This is a genomic window from Pseudonocardia abyssalis, assembly GCF_019263705.2.
In the GTDB taxonomy this organism is placed as follows: Bacteria; Actinomycetota; Actinomycetes; order Mycobacteriales; family Pseudonocardiaceae; genus Pseudonocardia; species Pseudonocardia abyssalis.
In genome coordinates this window covers 1,038,309-1,055,593 of the sequence record NZ_JADQDK010000001.1, presented here as the reverse complement: position 1 = coordinate 1,055,593, position 17,285 = coordinate 1,038,309, and the positions used below count along the sequence as shown (strand labels likewise).

Below are 17,285 nucleotides of genomic sequence, written 5' to 3'. Positions count from 1 at the left end.
CGCAGCGCCGGAATCCGTGAGAGGAAGGCCCACCGTGCACCCCGCACCGACCCGTTCCCGGGCAGTCGTACTGGCCCTCCTGGCGTGCCTGGTGACCGCCTGCGGCGCCGGCGCGGCCCCGGTCACCGGCGTCGCCGTCCCGGACGGCGCGGTCTCGATCGGCCTGCAGTTCGCACCGCGCTCCGGCCTGGCGATCGACACGGACGACGCGTTCGTCCTCACCCAGCTCGGGGCCGTCGAGACGCTGGTGGCCGTCGACGGCGAGCGCCGCCCGCAGCCCGGTCTCGCGACGCAGTGGACGCAGACCGAGCCCACCACCTGGCGCTTCACGCTGCGCCCGGGGGTGACCTTCCACGACGGGACCCCGCTGACCGCGGAGGCGGTGGTGGGTGCGCTCACCTACCTCACCGGGGTCGCCGCGCCGCCCCGGGCGATCGCGGGCGCGGCGCTCACCGCCGAGGCCGACGGTGACGCCGTGCTGGTGCGGACCGCGGATCCCGACCCGATCCTGCCCCTGCGGCTGAGCGCACCGGGCACCGCGATCCTCGCGCCGTCCGCCTACGCGGGCGACGGCCCGCCCTCGGTCGTCGGCACCGGTACCGGCCTGCTGCGGATCACCGAGGCGGACGCGGCGCAGGGCATCACCCTGGAGCGCTTCGAGCAGTACTGGGGGGAGCGCGCCCGGGTGGCCTCGGTGACGGCGCGCTTCCTCACCGACCCGACGGCCCGGGCGCTGGCGTTCCGCGCCGGTGACGTCGACATCGTGCTCGGTCTCCCCGAGCCCGCCGTGCTGGAGCTGCAGTCCACCCCGGACGTCGAGGTGCAGACGGTCCCGACCCCGCGCACGGCGAGCCTGTACCTCAACGGGTCCGCCCCGCCGTTCTCCGACGTCCGGGTCCGGCGCGCCGTCGCGCTCGCCGTCGACCGCACCGCGCTCGCGGAGCAGGCACTCGCCGGGTCCGGACTGCCGGCGTCGGAGATCTTCGGCCCGGCGGTGCCGTGGGGCGGCACCGGCCCGGTGCCGCCCCACGACCCGGCCGCGGCCGCCGACCTGCTCGCCCAGGCCGGCTTCGGCCCGGACAACCCCGTGACCGTGCGACTGTGGACCTACGCGAACCGGCCGGAGCTCCCGACGCTGGCCACGGCCGTACAGGCGATGCTGTCCGGGGCCGGGATCACCGCCGAGATCCAGATCGGCGAGTACGCGGCCCAGGAGCCCGAGCTGCTCGCCGGCCGCTACGACATGATGGTGCTGTCCCGCAACCTGCTCACCGACCTGCCCGACGCGGCGGGCGTGCTGAGCAGCGACTACAGCTGCTCGGGGACCTACAACCTCAACCGGTTCTGCTCCCCGGAGTTCGACGCGCTGGTCGCCGGCCTGGTGGAGGTCCCCGATCCCGCGGCCCGGCAGGACACGTTCGCCCGGGCGGCCCGGCTGCTCGAGGCGGAGTCGGTCGGCGTCCCTCTGGTGCACACGGTGGACAGCTCGGCGACCCGCGGGGTCACCGGGTTCGTGCCCGACCCGGCCGGGCGGGTGCTGGTCACCTCGGAGCTGGCCCGAACGGGCTGAGGATGCCCGGAACGCCGGTCCGGCGCCTGCTCCCGCTGCCCCTGGTCCTGCTGGTCGCGTCGGCACTGGTGTTCCTGCTGCCGCGGGCGTCCGGGCTCGACACCACCCGCACCGTCCTGCGCTCCCGGATCGCCGACTCGGTGCCCGATCCGGCCGCCGCGGAACGGGTGACCCGCGAGCTGGGACTCGACGGCCCCCTGTGGCAGCAGTACCTGCTCTGGCTCGGTTCCGCCCTGCGCGGCGACCTCGGCCTGTCCTTCTCCACCCGCACCGCCGTGCTCCCGCAGCTCGGTGCCGCCCTGGGCGTGTCCGCCCTGCTCACGACGCTCGCCCTGCTCCTGGCCGGACTCGTCGGCATACCCGCCGGCGTCGCCGCGGCCCGGCGGCCGGGCGGCCCCGTCGACCGGGCCGTGAGCGCCCTGTCGGTGCTCGGTGCGACGGTTCCCGAGTTCATCCTCGCCCCGCTGCTGGTGCTGGTGTTCGCCGTCGCCCTCCCGCTCCTGCCCGCCGCGGGCTGGGGCGGTGCGGCGGCCGCGGTGCTCCCGGTCGTCACGCTCGCCCTGTTCCCCGCGGCGCTGGCCGCCCAGCTGACCCGGGCCGAGACCGCCGACGTGCTGGGCACCCTGCACATCGCCGCGGCCCGGGCCCGGGGCATGTCCGAGCGCCGACTGCTCTGGGTGCACGCCGCCCGCCGCTCCCTCACCTCGGTGACGGCGCTGTCGGGCATGTTCTTCGCCGGCCTGCTCGGGGGGTCGGTCGTCGTCGAGGTGGTCTTCGCCGTGCCCGGACTCGGCCGGCTGCTCTACGACGCCGTGCTCGCCCAGGACCTGCCGATGGTGCAGGGTGGGCTGCTCGTCCTGCTCACGATCGCGGTCCTCACGACGGTCGGCACCGAGCTCGTGCAGCTCGCGATCGACCCCCTCGCCCGCCGGGCCGTCCGGTGAACCGCGACCGCCTGCCCGCGGCGGCCCTGGGCACTCTCGCCGTCGTCCTGGTGGTGGCGGGGCTGCTCCCGCTCGACGCCGTGGGCAACGACCTCGCGAACCGGTTCGCCCCGCCGTCCCCGGCGCACCCGCTCGGCACCGACCAGCTCGGCCGCGACGTGCTGGCCCGGCTGGCCGCGGGCACCCGACTGTCGGTGGGGTTCACCGTGGTGGCCGTCGCGCTGTGCGCCGGGATCGGCACGACCCTGGGCATGCTGGCCGGGTTCCGCGGGGGGATCGCGGCGCAGGCGCTGACCCGCGTCGTCGACGTGCTGGTCGCCGTGCCGTCGATCCTGCTCGCGCTGGTGCTCACCACACTGCTCTCCCCCGGCACCTCCACCCTGCTGATCGCGGTGACCCTCACGGGCTGGACCCCGTTCGCCCGGCTCGCTCTCGGCCTCACCGTGCGCGAGGCGGGCACCGACTACGTGCGCAGCGCGACCGCGCTGGGCGCCGGGTCCGGGCGCATCGTGTTCCGGCACATCCTGCCGAACGCCGTGCGCCCGCTCACCGCGCACGCCTTCCTGCGCTTCGCCGCGACCCTGCTGACCGTCGCGGGCCTGTCCTTCCTCGGCCTGGGGCCCCAGCCGCCGACGCCGGAGTGGGGGGCGATGCTCGACGACGCCCGGCCCTACCTGTTCGTACGGCCAGGCCTGGTACTGGCCCCCGCCGCGGCGATCGTGGGCGTCGCGTTCGTCGTCACGCTGGCCGGGCGGTCCCTCGAACGCCGCTGGAGCGAACCGGACGTCTTCCGCCGCACCCGCAATCCCTCTTAACCTGCATATGCAGGATCTGGGCAACAACCTTGTGGAGGCATCGTGGCGACCACCGACGAGCAGGGCCGCCGACGCGGCACCGTGCGACCCGAGCTCAAGGAGCTGCTCGCCCCGCTGGGGGTGACCCCGGCCCGGGTCGACGACGCCGATGCGCGCGCGGTGCTCGACCGCGACGGGGCCGTGATCCTCCCCGGCCGCGGGAGCGACCCGGAGGAACTGGTCACCGTCGCCGCGCGACTGCTCGGCGGCCGGCTCCGCGAGCTGTTCGGGATCCGGCTGCAGCACGGCGTCGACTCCCCGGCGCTGACCCTGCACAGCGACGGGGCCACGGTGACCGTCGACGTCCACGGCCGCGCCGTCCGGCTGCGCGACCCCGACGAGGACTACCTGTTCATGCTCTGCACCCGGCCCGCACAGCGCGGCGGCGACTCCGTGCTCATCGACGGCTACGCACTGGTCGACGTGCTGCGCGAGACCCGGCCGGACCTGCACGAGTTCCTCACCACCTGCGACGTCGACTTCTTCGGCGGCTGGACGGTCCGGCCCCACTCCGTCCCGCTCACCCCGCTGGTCCGCGGCCTGGTGGAGCACACGCGCCGCGGGCGGCGCGCGGTCCGGGCCAGCGACTACGCCCTGCCCGTCCCCCGCGAACCGCGCTGGGACGCCCACCTCGCCCACCTCGACGAGTACGCCGACGTGCTCGCCACCGCCCAGGAGTGCGCCGCGCGGTTCCGGCTCGAGGCCGGTGAGCTGCTCGTCCTGGACAACTACCGCTTCGTGCACGGCCGCGACGCGTTCGCGGGCGAGCGCACGATGCACGTGATGACGGTCCGGAGCACCGGCGCCTTCTGACCCGGCGCGGGCGCGCCGCCCCATACTGGCCGCATGGCCGGGACGGTGCTCGCCTCCAAGCTGCGGGTCCCCGCGTCGCGCGGCCGGTCGGTGGGGCGTCCACGCCTGCACGAGCACCTCGACCGGGCGACCGGCGGGACCCTGACCCTCGTGTCGGCCCCCGCCGGGTTCGGCAAGACCACGCTGCTCGCGAACTGGCTGGCGTCGGCAGGCGGACGGTCCACGGCCTGGCTCTCGCTCGACGAGCAGGACGACGATCCCACACGCTTCTGGACCCACCTCGTCGCCGCGCTGCGCACGGCTCCCGGCTCGCCGGACCGGTTCGGCGACGGCGCGCTGTCGCTGCTGACGGCGTCCCGGGCGCCGATCGAGTCGGTCCTCGCCGCACTGCTCGACGACCTGCACGCGCGGCGCGACGACCTCGTGCTGGTCCTCGACGACCTCCATCTCGTCGTCGCCCGCGAGGTCCACGACGGCCTCGCGTCCCTGCTGGAGCGCCTCCCCCCGCACGTCCACCTGATGATCTCCACCCGGGCCGATCCGCCGTTCCCGCTGGCCCGGCTGCGCGCACGCGGCGAGCTCACCGAGGTCCGCGCCGCCGACCTCCGCTTCACCCCCGCCGAGGCCGCCGCATACCTCGACGAGGTGGCGGGCCTCGACCTCGCCCCGTCCGACGTCGCCGCGCTGGAGGAGCGGACGGAGGGGTGGATCGCCGCCCTGCAGCTCGCCGCGCTCTCGATCCGGGGGCGCGACGACGTCAGCGGGTTCGTCTCGCGCTTCGCCGGGACCGACCGGTACATCGTCGACTACCTCGTCGAGGAGGTGCTGCGGCACCAGTCCGACGACGTCCGGGACTTCCTGGCACGGACCGCGGTGCTCGACCGGCTGACCGGGTCGCTCTGCGACGCCGTCACCGGCCGTGACGACGGGGCCCGGACGCTGCTGGCCCTGGAGCGCGCCAACATGTTCCTGATCCCGTTGGACGACCACCGCGAGTGGTACCGCTACCACCACCTGTTCGCCGACGTGCTGCGGGCGCGCATCCCCCCGGACCAGGTCCCGGTGCTGCACCGGCGGGCGGGCGGATGGCACGAGCGGCACGACCGGGCCGAGGGGGCCGTCCGCCACGCGCTCGCCGCAGGTGACGTCGACCGGGCCGCCCGGCTGATGGAACGAGCGGTGCCGGCCGTCCGGCGCGCCCGACAGGACGCGATGTTCCTCGGCTGGCTCCGGCAGCTGCCCGACGACGTCGTCCGGCGCAGTCCGGTCCTCGGCGTGTTCCACGGGTGGATGCTCATGGTCTCCGGTGACGCCGCGGCCTTCGAGTCGCGGCTCGACGACGCCGAACGTGCACTGGCCGCCGTACCGGACGGAGCGGCGCCGCCGTGGGCCGACACCGAGGAGCTGCACACGCTGCCCGCGACCATCGCCGTCTACCGCGCGTCGCTCGCACAGGCCCGGGGTGACGTGGCCGGCACCGCCGAGCACGCCCGGCGAGCGCTCGACCTGGCCCGTCCCGGCGACCACCTGTCGCGCGGCGCCGCGGCGGGGTTCCTCGGCCTCGCCGCGTGGGCGGAAGGGGACGTCACCACTGCGCTGCGGACGTTCGGGCAGGCGGTGGCCGGCCTGCGCGCCGCGGGCAACCTGGTCGACGAGCTGAGCAGCACCGCGGTCCTCGCCGACATGTGGCTCACGGCCGGTCGACCCCGGACCGCACGCCTGCTCTGCGAGCGCGCCCTGCGGTGGGCCGGCTCCCGGGGCGTGCCACGGGCGACGGCCGGGCTGCACGTCACGCTGGGCGAGCTCGACCGCCAGGCCGGCGACCTCGACGGTGCCCGGCGGCACCTCGAGACCGCCGCGGGGTTCGACGCGCGCACGGCGACGACCGAGGGCCGCCACCGGTGGTTCGTGGCGATGGCCCTGCTCACCGCGGCCGAAGGCGATCCGGACGGCGCCGTCGACCTCCTGGACCTGGCCGAGCAGCACCACCTGCCCGGCTTCCTCCCGGACGTGCGTCCGATCCCCGCGGTCCGGGCCCGGGTGCGGATCGCCCAGGGGCGCCCGGACGAGGCCGACGGCTGGGCCCGGGAACGGGGCGTGACCGCCGCCGTCGGCGGCGGCTTCCTGACCGAGTTCGACCAGCTGACCCTGGTGCGACTGCTCCTCGCACAGGACCGGGCCGCACAGGCCGTCGGCCTGCTGGACCGGTTGCTGGCAGCCGCCGAGTCGTCGGGCCGTGCCGGGAGCGTCGTCGAGATCCGGATGCTGCAGGCCCTCGCCCACGCCGCGCGGGGCGACCGGCCGCGGGCGCGTGCCGCACTCGGGCGTGCGCTGGCCGACGCGCCCGAGCCGGACGGTCACGTGCGACTGTTCCTCGACGAGGGTGCACCCCTGATCGCCCTGCTGCGTGACGCCGAGCGGCACGGGATGGCCCACGCACGTCGCCTCCTCGACGCCGGTCCGACTCCCCCCTCGGACGACCTGCTGACCGCCCGCGAGCTCCAGGTGCTGCGGCTGCTCGACGGCGAGCTGACCGGTCCGCAGATCGCCCGCGAGCTCTTCGTCACGCACAACACGCTGCGCACCCACACCAAGCACATCTTCACCAAGCTCGACGTGACCACCCGCCGTGCGGCCGTCGCCCGGGCGCGCGAACGCGGCGTCCTGTAGCCGGCTCACCCACCGGGTCACATCGTGGTGTGACGCGCCCGTACCCCCACGGTTCCTACCGTCGGGGCATCCCGCGGCGCCCGCCTCGGAACCCGAGGACACGGAGCCGGACATGACCGTCACCACCACGAAGCTGAGCCGGGCGGCCGGCCTCGCCGCCGTCGTCGCGGGCCTGCTGTTCATCGCCGTCCAGATCAACCACCCGCCGCTGGACGCCGCGCTCGTCAGCACGACGGAGTGGGCCCTGCGGCAGAGCGCGAAGGTGCTCATGGCCGTCCTCGCCCTCGCCGGTGTCACCGGCATGTACCTGCACCAGGTGCGTCGGATCGGGGTGTTCGGCCTGGTCGCCTACCTCGTGTTCGGCGCGGGCTACCTCGCCCTGCTGGGCGTGGAGCTGATCGGGCTGTGTGTGCTGCCGTCGGTCGCCGTGAGCGCGCCCGGCTACGTCGACGACGTCCTCGCGGTGGCCACCGGCGGCACCGCGGGCGGGGACATCGGCCCGTTCGCGGCCCTGAGCGCGGTCTCCGGCGCCACCTACATCGGCGGCGGCGTCCTGTTCGGCCTCGCGCTGCTCCGCGCCGGCGTGCTCGCCCGCTGGGCCTCCGCGCTGCTGGCCGTCGGCGCTCTGGCCACCGCCGCCATCCCCTTCCTGCCGCAGATCAACCAGCGGTTGTTCGCCGTCCCCGTCGCCGTCGCCCTGATCGGCCTCGGGTTCTCGCTGTGGCGCGGGCGGCAGAGTGCGGCGGCCGGGCCGTCGCTGCCCACGCCCGGCACCGCGCGACTCGACCCGGCCGACGTCTAGTGCCGGCCGGCGCACCCGCCGCCCGAGTCGTCGCGAACCGCCGGTCCCGCATCCCGTGAGCCGGCCGGCCGGTTACCGGATCCGGATCGACGGGCACTTCGGGGACCGCTGGTCCGCCTGGTTCGACGGCCTCGCCCTGGTGCGCGACCCCGACGGGACGACGACCCTCACCGGCGACGTCCCGGACCAGGCGGCGCTGCACGGCCTGCTCGCCAAGGTCCGCGATCTCGGCGTCATCCTGATGTCCGTCGAGGTCGTCCCGCCGGTCTGCCCCCGGAACCGCACAGCCGTCGCGGGTGTCGACCGGATGCCCGATCGCCCCGGCGAGCGCGGTCCGGAAGGGTGACCTCGAGGTGGGGGACACTGCGGCCCGGGCTCCGGCATCAGGACACCGACCTTGCGGAGTCGTCCTCCTCCGCACACGGTCGCCTCCCGGATGCCAGGGTGTGCAAGGGGTGGATCGGCTGCCGGCTCGACATGGCTCACCGCGACGACACCGCTGCCGGCCTCCAGGGAGCGGCGGTACCTGGCTCAGCGCAGGGGTAGCCGGGCGGTCAGCAGCCACGTCGTGTCGTCGGCGACGACCTCCGCGCTGCCTCCGAGCTCCTCGGCGCGTTCGGCCACCGACCGCAGACCGACGCCGGGTCGGTAGCCGTCCGGGGCCCCACCGTCGTCCTCGACGGCGACGACGAGGAGGTCCGCCCGGTGTTCGAGCCGGACCCGCACCCGCCGGCCGCGCGAGTGCCGCTGGGCGTTGGCGATGCCCTCCGAGGCGATCCGGTAGGCGGCGAGCTCCACCGCCGGGGTGAGGTCGGGCAGCGGGTCCGGTGCGTCGACGGTGGTCGGCAGGGGATGGGCACTCGCCGCCCGTTCCCGCACCGCACCGAGCAGACCCCGCTCCTCCAGGGCGAGGGGGCGCAGGCCGTACACGACCCGGCGCACCTCGTCGAGCGCTCCGCGGACGCCGGCGCGGACGTCGGCGAGCAGCGCGACGGCGGCGTCCGGGTCGCGGTGCACCAGGTTCGCCGCCGCGTCGGCGCGGAACGCGGCGTCGGTGAGGGTGGGGCCGAGCCCGTCGTGCAGATCGCGGTGCAGCAGCGACCGTTCGCTCTCCCTGGCCCGCACGACGCCCGCCCGGGAGGTGCGCAGCGCCTCGGCGAGCGCGGACTCCCGCAGCAGCAGCGCGATCGGGCCCGCGAGCACCGAGAGCGCCGCGCTGTCGTCGCGGTGCAGGGAGAACTCCCCGGTCCGCAGGGTGACCCCGAGGGTCCCCACCTGCTCCCCGCGGCTGGTCAGCGCGATCTCGGCGTACCCGGTCCGGATGTGCGGCGGGCCGGCCGCCGCCCCGGGCGGGGCCGTCGCGAGCACCTCACCGGCCGGGTCGCGCACCTCCAGGCCGGGCAGCCGCAGCGTCGACCGGGCCTGTTCCAGGACGTCCCCGAGGCCCGCGGCGTCCCCGAGCCGGCGCCCGACCAGCTCCGCGGCGACCGCCGGGTCGGCCCGCCCGCCGTAGAACGCCCGGTTGACGCCGCGGCGCAGCACGTCCCGCAGCGGACCGAGCGCGAACGCGACGACCAGGACGGCCGCCACCGGCCCCCACCCGGCCCGGTCCACCGGGAACAGCCACGTCGTCGCCGCGGCGACCACCGCGTACACGGCGAGCAGCGCCGCGACGAGCGCGCCGTAGAGCACCGTGCGGGCCACCACGACCCGGATGTCGAGCAGGTTGTGGCGCACGATCCCGATCGCCATCGCCACCGGCACGCACGCGAACGCGAGCAGCCCGAACTCGGGACCGGAGCCGGACACCGCGCGTTCCAGGTTGACCGCGACCAGGACCAGCACCGCGAGCAGCAACCACAGCACCTGACCACGGACCGCCTCGTCACCGCGCCGGTACCGGCCCACGAGCGCGCCGACCGCGACCGCCGTGAGCGCCAGGTCGGCCGGGGCGAGGCCGCCGGTGGCCAGCACCCCGTCCGGGTCGACGAGCTGTGCCCCGACCGACACGACGAGCAGCCCGACCGCGGCCCACGGGTACCAGCTCCAGCGCCGCGACGGCAGCCGCCCGTCCGGGTACAGCACGAGCAGGAGCTGGAACAGCGGTCCCAACCCGAACAGCCATCCCAGCCCGGCCAGCACGCCCAGCGCGTCGGACAGCCCGGGCAGGCCGGCGTCGAGGGCGGGCCGGACGCCGGCGAGGCCCACCCCGGACAGCAGGTGCCCGACCCCGCCCACCGCCAGCAGCAGCACCAGCCACGAGCGGGGCCGGTGCCACGCGATCACCGCCGCCGGGGCCAGGTAGCCCGCACCGACGACCAGGTTCGTGACCACGTAGGGCTCGAACGGGTGCCCCCGGCTCATCCCGACGGCCGCGACGGCGAGGAGCAGGGCGACCAGCAGCGCGCCCAGCGACGCCAGCGCGAGTGCGGTGGTGCGCCCGGGTGCGGGGCCGGCGGTCATCTCACCGGCTCCGCCGGTCCCGTGCCGAGCCCCGCCTCCCGGGCCCGGACCACCGCCTCCGCACGGGTGGCCACGCCGAGCTTGCCGAACAGGGCCGACACGTGGTTGCCCACCGTCTTGGGCGACAGGCCCAGCCGGCCGGCGATCGCGGCGTTGCCCAGCCCGCGCGCGACCAGGTCGAGCACGTCCCGCTCCCGCGGGGTGAGCCCGGTGAGCACGGTGGTCGGCGGCGTGCCGGCCCGGTGCAGCACCTGGTCGGCCACCGTCGGGCTGAAGATCGCCACTCCCCCGGCGACCGCCCGCACGGCCCGGTCGATCTCGGCGGACTCCGCCCCCTTCAGCAGGTAGCCCCGCGCCCCCGCCGCCAGTGCCGCGGCCACCAGCACGTCCTCGTCGAACATCGTCAGCACCAGCACCGCCGTGTCCGGCAGCTCGGCGCGGATCACCCGCGTCGCGGCGACCCCGTCGAGATCGGGCATCCGCAGGTCCATCACCACGACGTCGGGCCGGTGCCGCCGGGCCAGCGCCACGGCGTCGCGCCCGGTGCCGGCCTCGCCCACCACGACCAGGCCCGGGAGCGTGTCCAGCAGGGCGATCAGCCCGCCGCGCACGATGGGGTGGTCGTCGACGACGAGCACCCTGATCTCGCCCTGTCCGGCGGCCCGCGGCATCCGGCGATTCTCCGGCACCGCCCCCGGTGCCGGGTAGGGGCGCGATCCCGGGTGCACCCGGGAACTCCTCCCGGTCGGGCGGGTCCTGCAGGGGCGCGCACCCCGGGCGCCCGGAGCACCTCCGCCGCCACGCTCGGCGGGTCAGCCCGAGACCCGTCCCGACCAGGAGTCGCCATGTCCACCGACCCGCAGGCCCCACCCGCCCGTCCCGGCCCGACGCCCGTGCGCGACCGCCGCACCCTGCGCCGGGTCCTCGGCGCCGTGCTGATGCCGATCGGGCCCGCCGCCGTCGCGGTGATCCGGTCGGTCTACCCGCCCGACGCCGCCGCCGCCCTCGCCGCACCGTCGACGATGACGCTCGTGCTGTGGCTCGGGCTCGTCGCCACGTTCACCCTGCTCCCGGGCGCGTACACCGCGCTGCACCTGCTCCACCGCTACGTGCCCACCCTGGCGCTGTGGACCGCCGCCTTCCTCGTGCCCGGCTATCTCGCGATGTACACCCTCGGCTTCGTCGACACCGTCTACGCGATCGCACCCGCAGCCGGGCTCACCAGCACACAGGCCGAGGACCTGGTGGCCGCGGCCGACACGCTCGTCCCGCCCACGATCGCCCTGCTGGTCTTCGTCCTCGGGCACGTCGTCGGCACCGTGCTGCTCGGCGTGGCGGCCCGGCGGGCCCGGCTACTCAGCACACCCGTCGCCGCGCTGATGATCGTGTCGCAGCCGCTGCACGTGGTGTCCGTCGTTCTCGCGATGCCCCTGCTCGACCTCGCGGCCTGGGGCCTGACCGCACTGGGCATGGGCGCGCTCGCACTCCGCGTGCTGCGCACCCCCGACGACGAGTGGGAACTGCCCCCCTTCCCCCGCAGCGCGGACTGAGTCGGGTCCGAGCCCCGGCCCCCTCGCGACGCGCGAGTCCGAGCCCCGGGCCAGAGCAAGCGGCCCCGGACCCCGGCCGGGAACGGTCCCGGCCGGACGGTGTCCTGCGTTGGCGACGGGCGTTGGCGACGGCGGAGACGGGCCGGGTCGAGCAGTGCGACGATCCGCGCAACGGGCGGTGACGCACGGGGAGATGTGCTGACGTCGCCCTTGTCCGAGTACCGCGGTCCTCCCGTTCCGGACGACGCCCGAACCACGGAACCCGCCGTAGTCTCCCCAACCGTGGCGGTCCACCGTTCCCGGCTCCCGTTCTCCTGGCTCGTCGGTGGTCTCGCGCTACCGGTCACGGCTGCGGTGGTTGTCGCCCGGCAGGGCCCGGTACCGCTCGGGGGTGCGTCCTACGCGGTGCTCGCCGCCGCGCTCGTCGCCGCCGCCGCTCTCGTGCACACCTACCGCACCCTCGACCCGGGTTGGATCACCTGGCGGCGCGCGGTGGCCGGGCTCGCGCTGGCCGCGCTCGCAGTACCCGGCTGGTCGGCACTCGCGACGCTCACCTCTGCGGCCGCTCCGGACACACCCCTCGCCTGGGCCACGGCCGTACTCGCCGGGACGGCACACCTCCCCGTCCTGGCCGCCTTCTCACTGCTGCCGCTGCTCGCCGTGCGCTACCTGGGTCGCGGGTCCACCCGCCGCCCGGTGGCGGTCGTCCTCGGGCTGCTCGTGGCGGCCGTCCTGTCCTTCGCGGCGTTCTTCGACGACTTCGCTCCGCTCACCGCCCGCGCACCGCTGATCTGGCCGCCGGGCGTCGTCATCGGGACGGCGCTCAACGCCGCGTTCCTGGCCACCGTCCTGCTCGGTCCGCTGGCAGCGCTGCTCGCCACCCGTCGTGCCGAGGCCGAGGCCGTGCGCCGGCTCGCCACCGTCGGAGCGTCATCGCTGGCCGGCGCGGCACTCGTCATGCTCTGCGGGTCGGTGGGCCCGTCCGACGGGGACGCTGCGGCCGCCGTCGTGTACGGCGGGATGTACCTGGCGTTGACCGTCTGCGTCGTGTGCGCGTCGCGGGCGTTGACGGTCCGGCTGCCCAGTGCCGGTCAGCGCTCCGACGACGAAGCGGTGCCGATGGTCTCCGCTGCGCCGGACCGGGCGACATCCGGCCACCTGGGGTCGCTGACCGGGCGCGAGAACGAGATCCTCGCGCTGCTCGCGGAGGGCCTGTCCAACGCCGGGATCGCCGCCCGCCTGGTGCTGTCCCAGCGGACCGTCGACGCCCATCTGCGTTCGGTGTTCGCCAAGCTCGATCTACCGGACTCTCCGCAGGACAACCGTCGGGTACATGCTGTTCTGGCCTTCCGCGACGGCACCCGCACCCCCGCGTGCGACCGGTTAGGCGGTTTCGCCGATGTGGTCCTGAGCAGCGGATTCCTACGCTCCGACGCACTGTCACCCGTCCCGGAGGAGCTTCCTGTGGTGCGTCGCCTGCTCGTGTTGTCCGCGCTGGTCTGGCTGCCGTTCCTGTCCCTGTTCGTGTTCGCGTCCTTCGGGAACACGAGCCTGCTCCACATCGCCCACCACGTGATCGCCCTGGGGCTGTTGGTCCCCGCCGTCCTCATGACGTGGCGGCACCGTGGCGGTGCCACGACACGCGCCACCCGGATGCTGGCCGGAGCGCTGTCCGTCGCCCTGCCCCTCGGTACGCTCGGACATGCCGTCGAACTCACGATCGCCATTGGCCGGTACGCCTCCGACGGGTTCGCGAACCGTGACACCACCGACCTTTTCGACCACGGTCCGCACGCCGTGGTCGCGACCGTCACCGCACCGGCCATGCTCACGGCCATGCTGCTCGTCGTGGCGCTGACCGCGACCTCGACGGTGCAGAGCCGTCGCAGACTTGAGCCGGTCGCGGGCGAATAGCACTCCATGTCTCCGACCAGGTCCGGAGTCCGTTCTCGGGTGCGACGCGACGGTGGCGTCGTCGTCGGGGCCCCCGCATCACGGAATCCCTGGCCGGCGACCGGTTCGCTGCATCCGTCCTGTGTGGACGGCCACTTCCGCGGGACTCGCAACGATCGGCATGACCACGGATCCGCGTCAGCCTCACGTCGGTACACCGTGACCGCCGCATGCCGCGTCCGACCGTCCGGCTCATATCGGTCAGACGTGCCGTGCCGTCCTGGAGGACGATGACGGTGTGACGGTCGGCTTGCTCGCGCAACTCGTGCTGGCGACCGTCCTGTTCGTCACCGGCATCATGCTCGCCGCGGTGGGAGCACTGCTCCCCGCGGTGGTCAGCTGCCTCGGTGCGGGCGCATGGCTGTTCCGATCTCTACGTCGGCTGTAGCGGGACAGCCTCCGCGGCCTCGGCTCGCCGCCGCATTCGGTCGCGGAGCTCATGCGGAGGTGCGGCGCTACCTCGCCGAGTGGACCGCGATCGTCGACGCGCAGGCTGAGCCCGGCCGACCGAGGCCTGCAGCCACTCGCAGAACTGGGTGATGGAGTGCTCGTAGTTGCGGATCGTCAGCGGGCTCGGCCGCTGCGCGCGCAGATCGCGCCGGAAGCCGGCGACCAGCGGGGCGAGATCCACGCCCCACATGATCAGGTGAGGGAGCGCTGAGCCGGCGCTCCGGTCAGCCTGCCGCTGCCTCCACACGTAGTGTGCGCTGCAGGAATGCGACCTGTGCGGCCGCAGATCGCTCGAAGAACTCGCCTGAGTAGATGTCGAAGTGACCGGAGGGCAGCTCCAGGATCTCCGAGCCGGCACCCGCCTTCGCGGCCACCGCACGCACCGCCGACGGCGGGGCGATGTTGTCGTCGGCCGCCACCACCAGGAAGATCGGCGCCCGCAGCCGCGACGCCGCCGTGACCGGGCGGTTCAGCGGGATGAGGATGGCGCCGCGGGCGCACATCTCGTTGCGGAACGTCGGGCCCATGATCGAGCGGTAGCCGGTCTCGGCGCCCTCGGCGGTGATCGCCGCGAGCGAGCCGGGCGGGCCGACGACCGGGATGAGGTGCGGCTCGCGGCCCAGCACGGATCCGACGATGTCGCGCAGCGCGTGGCCGGTGAGCTTGAGCAGCTGGCCGACCCCGGCGTAGCGCCCGATCTCCAGCAGCGCGGCCAGCCCGTCCATCGCGGCGCCCTGGGAGATCACGGCCGCGACCTGGCCGTCCTTCGCCGCCACCGGCACGACGTGCCCGCCGGAGTACGAACTGCCCCAGAGGACGATGCGGTCGGGGTCGACGCCGTCGAGACCACGGGCGTGGGCGACGGCCGAGTGGTAGTCCTCGCGGTGCCGCACGTGCCAGACGTTCTGGCGCGGGGTGCCGTCGGAGGTGCCGTAGCCGCGGTAGTCGAAGACCAGGACGTCGGCGCCCGCGGCGGCGAAGCGCTCGGCGAACGGCAGCAGCCCGGCGTCCCTGGTGGCCCCGAACCCGTGCCCCATCACCACACACGGGCGGCCGCGGGAGCCGGCGAGGGCGTCGGAGGTGGCCTCCAGGTACCACGCGGCGCACCGCGTGCCGTGGCTGTCGAACCCGGTCTCGCTGACCATTCCCGCTCCCTCGTGCTCCTGTGGCGCCCACCACATCTTCGCCGTGGAGAGGCTATCGGTTCGCGCACTACGGTGATCGCTGTTCACCGCCGAACCACCCCGAGGAGTACCCGTGTCGATCCCCACCGACGACGACCGCAGCCTGCTCACCGTCGTCGCGACCATGCGCGCGAAGCCGGGCAAGGAGCGGGAGCTGCAGGAGGTGCTCGAGGCCCTCATCCCGCCGACGCGCGCCGAGGCCGACTGCACCACCTACGCGCTGCACCAGGGTTCGCAGGACCCGGCCGTGTTCATCTTCATCGAGCACTGGACCGACCAGGCCGCGCTCGACGCCCACCTGGGCACCCCGCACCTGCAGGCCGCGCTGCCGAAGATCCCCGAGCTGCTCGACGGCGACCTCGTCATCACCACCCTGAACCGCATCGCCTGACCGGTCCCCCGCGGCGGTCAGCTCCCGGTGAGGAAGCTGGCCGTCGTCGGGGTACCGGCCTCCAGGCCGCGCAGCCAGTCCAGGTCGCCCTCGCCGAAGACGGCGACCGAACCCGCCAGCAGCCACACCAGCGACGGCACGAACTCCGTCATCAGCACCTGCCGCATGCCGGGGACGTCGGCGGTGTCGGTCTCGCTCCGCAGCACGCCGGTGACGTACTTCGCCCGTGCCGCGTACCGCTTCCCCATCGACTCCGTGATCCAGCCGAGCACCTCGTCGACCCGCTCCGGACGGTCGGCCGTCGACTCGCGGACCAGGCCCAGCAACCGGATCAGCGTCAGCGTGCCCATGAGCTGCGCGGGCCCGCTGTCGCTCTCCGGGACGGTGCGGGAGTCGACGTCGTAGAGCTGCGCCGCGGCCTGACGGGCCGGTTCGGGAGCGGGGTCCTCCAGGGTGGCCTCCACCGCGCGGTAGAGCAGGTCACCGATCGCCTCGGCGGCCTGCGCGATCTCCCGGGCTCCACGCTCGTCCGTCATGCCGGTCACCCTAGGCAGCCGCCCCGCCCCCGACCCTTGCGGGTGCGCCAACAGCACCCGGCGAGTTTGCCGATGGTGCCCGGCCAGTCCGCCGTTGCGGTCCGCCTCCGTTGCCGGCGCGGCGGATCCGTGGTGAGCCCGTCTCCTGCGGGCCAGGACCGCCGGCCGACGAGCACAGCTCGGCTCGGGCGGTGGGGTTGCGGTCTCGGGACCACCGGGCGTCTCGCCTCTCCTGTCGGGAGGGCATGGCGCCGGGTCGGGCACCTCGGTCGGGGACGGCCGCCCACCTGACCCGGACATCCGGTGGTTGCTCGCTCGACCCGCACCCGTCCGGTGGCCGGGCACCCAGGCCGGAGATCCGAGATGCCGAAAGGCCCCTGAACTGCGGAGATACCTGGTCAGGTATGGCCGGCGATCCTCCGACACGCGCACCAGCACCTCGCCGCCGCGCTCGACGCCGTCGTCGCAGCCACCAGCACCGCCTCCGAGACCGACCTGATCCCGCTGCCGACCCGCTGCGAGGGCGCGTCACGCCGGGTCGAGGCGAACTCCACCGCGGCCGTCGCCACCCTCGACGACCAGGGCACGTTGCGCACCCGGGGTTCTCCGACCACCGCGGCCGCACTGTCGGGCCTGCTGTCCTGGGAACACCGTGACGCCCGACGGTTCGTCACCGCCGCCACCGACGTCCACGCCCGCACCACCCTGAGCGGAGAACAGCTCCCCGCACGATGGCCCGCCACCTCCGCTGCGTTCACCGCCGGGACGATCGGGTTGCGGCACGTCGAGGTCATCGACCGCGTCCTGAACACCCGCGCCGCCGGGCGACTCCCCACCGTCCCGGTCCGACATCCACCACATCCCGCACCGGGCCGACGGCGGTCACACGGAGATCAACAACCTCGTGATGCCGTGCAAGGCCCATCACCGCCGGATCCACCACACCGACTGGCTGGTCCGCATCCGCGACGGGCTACCGGAGTTCCTCCCACCGAAGTGGATCGACCCCACCCGCACACCTGCCGACACCTGACCCCGGCCTGACGATCACCCGTATCAGGACGGCACCCGCGCCGCTCCGTGAGACACCGCGTCGTGGCGGACG

General features: G+C 74.8%; 16 protein-coding genes and 1 pseudogene. 13 read left to right on the top strand and 4 right to left on the bottom strand.

The window, feature by feature from the left end:
- The first annotated feature begins 34 nt into the window (after positions 1 to 34).
- The 7 genes from I4I81_RS05055 (at position 35) to I4I81_RS05025 (ending at position 7,999) form a co-directional block, all read left to right on the top strand.
- Entirely contained in the window at positions 35 to 1,570 is a 1,536-nt protein-coding gene (locus I4I81_RS05055) for an ABC transporter substrate-binding protein (RefSeq protein ID WP_218604290.1), read from the top strand.
- A gap of 2 nt (positions 1,571 to 1,572) precedes the next feature.
- A complete protein-coding gene (locus I4I81_RS05050) occupies positions 1,573 to 2,514 on the top strand; it encodes an ABC transporter permease (protein WP_218604289.1) in 942 nt (313 codons plus the stop codon).
- On the top strand, positions 2,511 to 3,329 hold the full coding sequence (locus I4I81_RS05045) for an ABC transporter permease (RefSeq protein WP_218604288.1): 819 nt from the start codon (positions 2,511 to 2,513) through the stop codon (positions 3,327 to 3,329). The genes I4I81_RS05050 and I4I81_RS05045 overlap by 4 nt, the downstream gene beginning before the upstream one ends.
- 42 nt (positions 3,330 to 3,371) lie before the next feature.
- Entirely contained in the window at positions 3,372 to 4,181 is an 810-nt protein-coding gene (locus I4I81_RS05040; protein ID WP_218604287.1) for a TauD/TfdA family dioxygenase, read from the top strand.
- A 33-nt stretch (positions 4,182 to 4,214) separates the two neighbouring features.
- A complete protein-coding gene (locus I4I81_RS05035; protein WP_218604286.1) occupies positions 4,215 to 6,851 on the top strand; it encodes a winged helix-turn-helix domain-containing protein in 2,637 nt (878 codons plus the stop codon).
- A 112-nt stretch (positions 6,852 to 6,963) separates the two neighbouring features.
- Positions 6,964 to 7,653 (top strand): hypothetical protein, encoded by a 690-nt coding sequence (locus tag I4I81_RS05030; RefSeq protein ID WP_218604285.1) that lies wholly within the window; start codon positions 6,964 to 6,966, stop codon positions 7,651 to 7,653.
- 55 nt (positions 7,654 to 7,708) lie between these two features.
- Positions 7,709 to 7,999 carry a DUF8691 family protein gene (locus I4I81_RS05025; RefSeq protein ID WP_218604284.1) on the top strand — a complete coding sequence of 97 codons (291 nt, stop codon included), beginning with the start codon at positions 7,709 to 7,711 and terminating at the stop codon, positions 7,997 to 7,999.
- 185 nt (positions 8,000 to 8,184) lie between these two features.
- Here I4I81_RS05025 and I4I81_RS05020 read toward each other — a convergent pair whose 3' ends face one another.
- Complete coding sequence (locus tag I4I81_RS05020; RefSeq protein ID WP_218615847.1) at positions 8,185 to 10,116, bottom strand: sensor histidine kinase; 1,932 nt, start codon at positions 10,114 to 10,116, stop codon at positions 8,185 to 8,187.
- The gene (locus I4I81_RS05015; protein ID WP_218615846.1) at positions 10,113 to 10,787 is read right to left on the bottom strand and encodes a response regulator transcription factor; all 675 of its coding nucleotides are present in this window, start codon (positions 10,785 to 10,787) and stop codon (positions 10,113 to 10,115) included. Before I4I81_RS05015 ends, I4I81_RS05020 begins: the two co-directional genes overlap by 4 nt.
- Positions 10,788 to 10,961: 174 nt before the next feature.
- On the opposite strand from I4I81_RS05015, the gene I4I81_RS05010 reads away from it, so the two are divergent.
- The 3 genes from I4I81_RS05010 to I4I81_RS05000 all read left to right on the top strand — a co-directional run bounded on the left by I4I81_RS05010 (position 10,962) and on the right by I4I81_RS05000 (position 14,007).
- On the top strand, positions 10,962 to 11,666 hold the full coding sequence (locus tag I4I81_RS05010; protein ID WP_218615845.1) for a hypothetical protein: 705 nt from the start codon (positions 10,962 to 10,964) through the stop codon (positions 11,664 to 11,666).
- A 282-nt stretch (positions 11,667 to 11,948) separates the two neighbouring features.
- Positions 11,949 to 13,580, top strand: a complete 1,632-nt coding sequence (locus I4I81_RS05005) for a helix-turn-helix transcriptional regulator (RefSeq protein ID WP_226363756.1) — start codon at positions 11,949 to 11,951, stop codon at positions 13,578 to 13,580.
- A 277-nt stretch (positions 13,581 to 13,857) separates the two neighbouring features.
- The gene (locus tag I4I81_RS05000) at positions 13,858 to 14,007 is read left to right on the top strand and encodes a hypothetical protein (RefSeq protein ID WP_218604764.1); all 150 of its coding nucleotides are present in this window, start codon (positions 13,858 to 13,860) and stop codon (positions 14,005 to 14,007) included.
- Positions 14,008 to 14,293: 286 nt separating this feature from the next.
- On the opposite strand, the gene I4I81_RS04995 is transcribed toward I4I81_RS05000, so the two are convergent.
- A complete protein-coding gene (locus I4I81_RS04995) occupies positions 14,294 to 15,214 on the bottom strand; it encodes an alpha/beta hydrolase (RefSeq protein ID WP_218604763.1) in 921 nt (306 codons plus the stop codon).
- Between the two features lie 112 nt (positions 15,215 to 15,326).
- On the opposite strand from I4I81_RS04995, the gene I4I81_RS04990 reads away from it, so the two are divergent.
- On the top strand, positions 15,327 to 15,644 hold the full coding sequence (locus I4I81_RS04990; RefSeq protein ID WP_226363755.1) for a putative quinol monooxygenase: 318 nt from the start codon (positions 15,327 to 15,329) through the stop codon (positions 15,642 to 15,644).
- Positions 15,645 to 15,661: 17 nt separating this feature from the next.
- Here the strand turns inward: I4I81_RS04990 and I4I81_RS04985 are convergent, their stop codons facing one another.
- Positions 15,662 to 16,180, bottom strand: coding sequence for a hypothetical protein (locus tag I4I81_RS04985; protein ID WP_218604762.1), 519 nt, complete (start codon positions 16,178 to 16,180; stop codon positions 15,662 to 15,664).
- Between the two features lie 390 nt (positions 16,181 to 16,570).
- On the opposite strand from I4I81_RS04985, the pseudogene I4I81_RS31530 reads away from it, so the two are divergent.
- Together I4I81_RS31530 and I4I81_RS04975 are read left to right on the top strand one after the other, a co-directional pair.
- A pseudogene (locus I4I81_RS31530) lies at positions 16,571 to 16,972 on the top strand (DUF222 domain-containing protein); the annotation flags it as partial.
- Between the two features lie 58 nt (positions 16,973 to 17,030).
- Positions 17,031 to 17,213 carry an HNH endonuclease family protein gene (locus tag I4I81_RS04975; RefSeq protein WP_218604767.1) on the top strand — a complete coding sequence of 61 codons (183 nt, stop codon included), beginning with the start codon at positions 17,031 to 17,033 and terminating at the stop codon, positions 17,211 to 17,213.
- The last annotated feature ends 72 nt before the right edge of the window (positions 17,214 to 17,285 follow it).

Coding starts and splice junctions, on each gene's coding strand:
- I4I81_RS05050 (WP_218604289.1), top strand. CDS start 1,573: ATGCCCGGAACGCCGGTCCGGCGCCTGCTCCCGCTGCCCCTGGTCCTG.
- I4I81_RS05035 (WP_218604286.1), top strand. CDS start 4,215: ATGGCCGGGACGGTGCTCGCCTCCAAGCTGCGGGTCCCCGCGTCGCGC.
- I4I81_RS05030 (WP_218604285.1), top strand. CDS start 6,964: ATGACCGTCACCACCACGAAGCTGAGCCGGGCGGCCGGCCTCGCCGCC.
- I4I81_RS05020 (WP_218615847.1), bottom strand. CDS start 10,116: ATGACCGCCGGCCCCGCACCCGGGCGCACCACCGCACTCGCGCTGGCG.
- I4I81_RS05015 (WP_218615846.1), bottom strand. CDS start 10,787: ATGCCGCGGGCCGCCGGACAGGGCGAGATCAGGGTGCTCGTCGTCGAC.
- I4I81_RS05010 (WP_218615845.1), top strand. CDS start 10,962: ATGTCCACCGACCCGCAGGCCCCACCCGCCCGTCCCGGCCCGACGCCC.
- I4I81_RS04995 (WP_218604763.1), bottom strand. CDS start 15,214: ATGGTCAGCGAGACCGGGTTCGACAGCCACGGCACGCGGTGCGCCGCG.
- I4I81_RS04985 (WP_218604762.1), bottom strand. CDS start 16,180: ATGACGGACGAGCGTGGAGCCCGGGAGATCGCGCAGGCCGCCGAGGCG.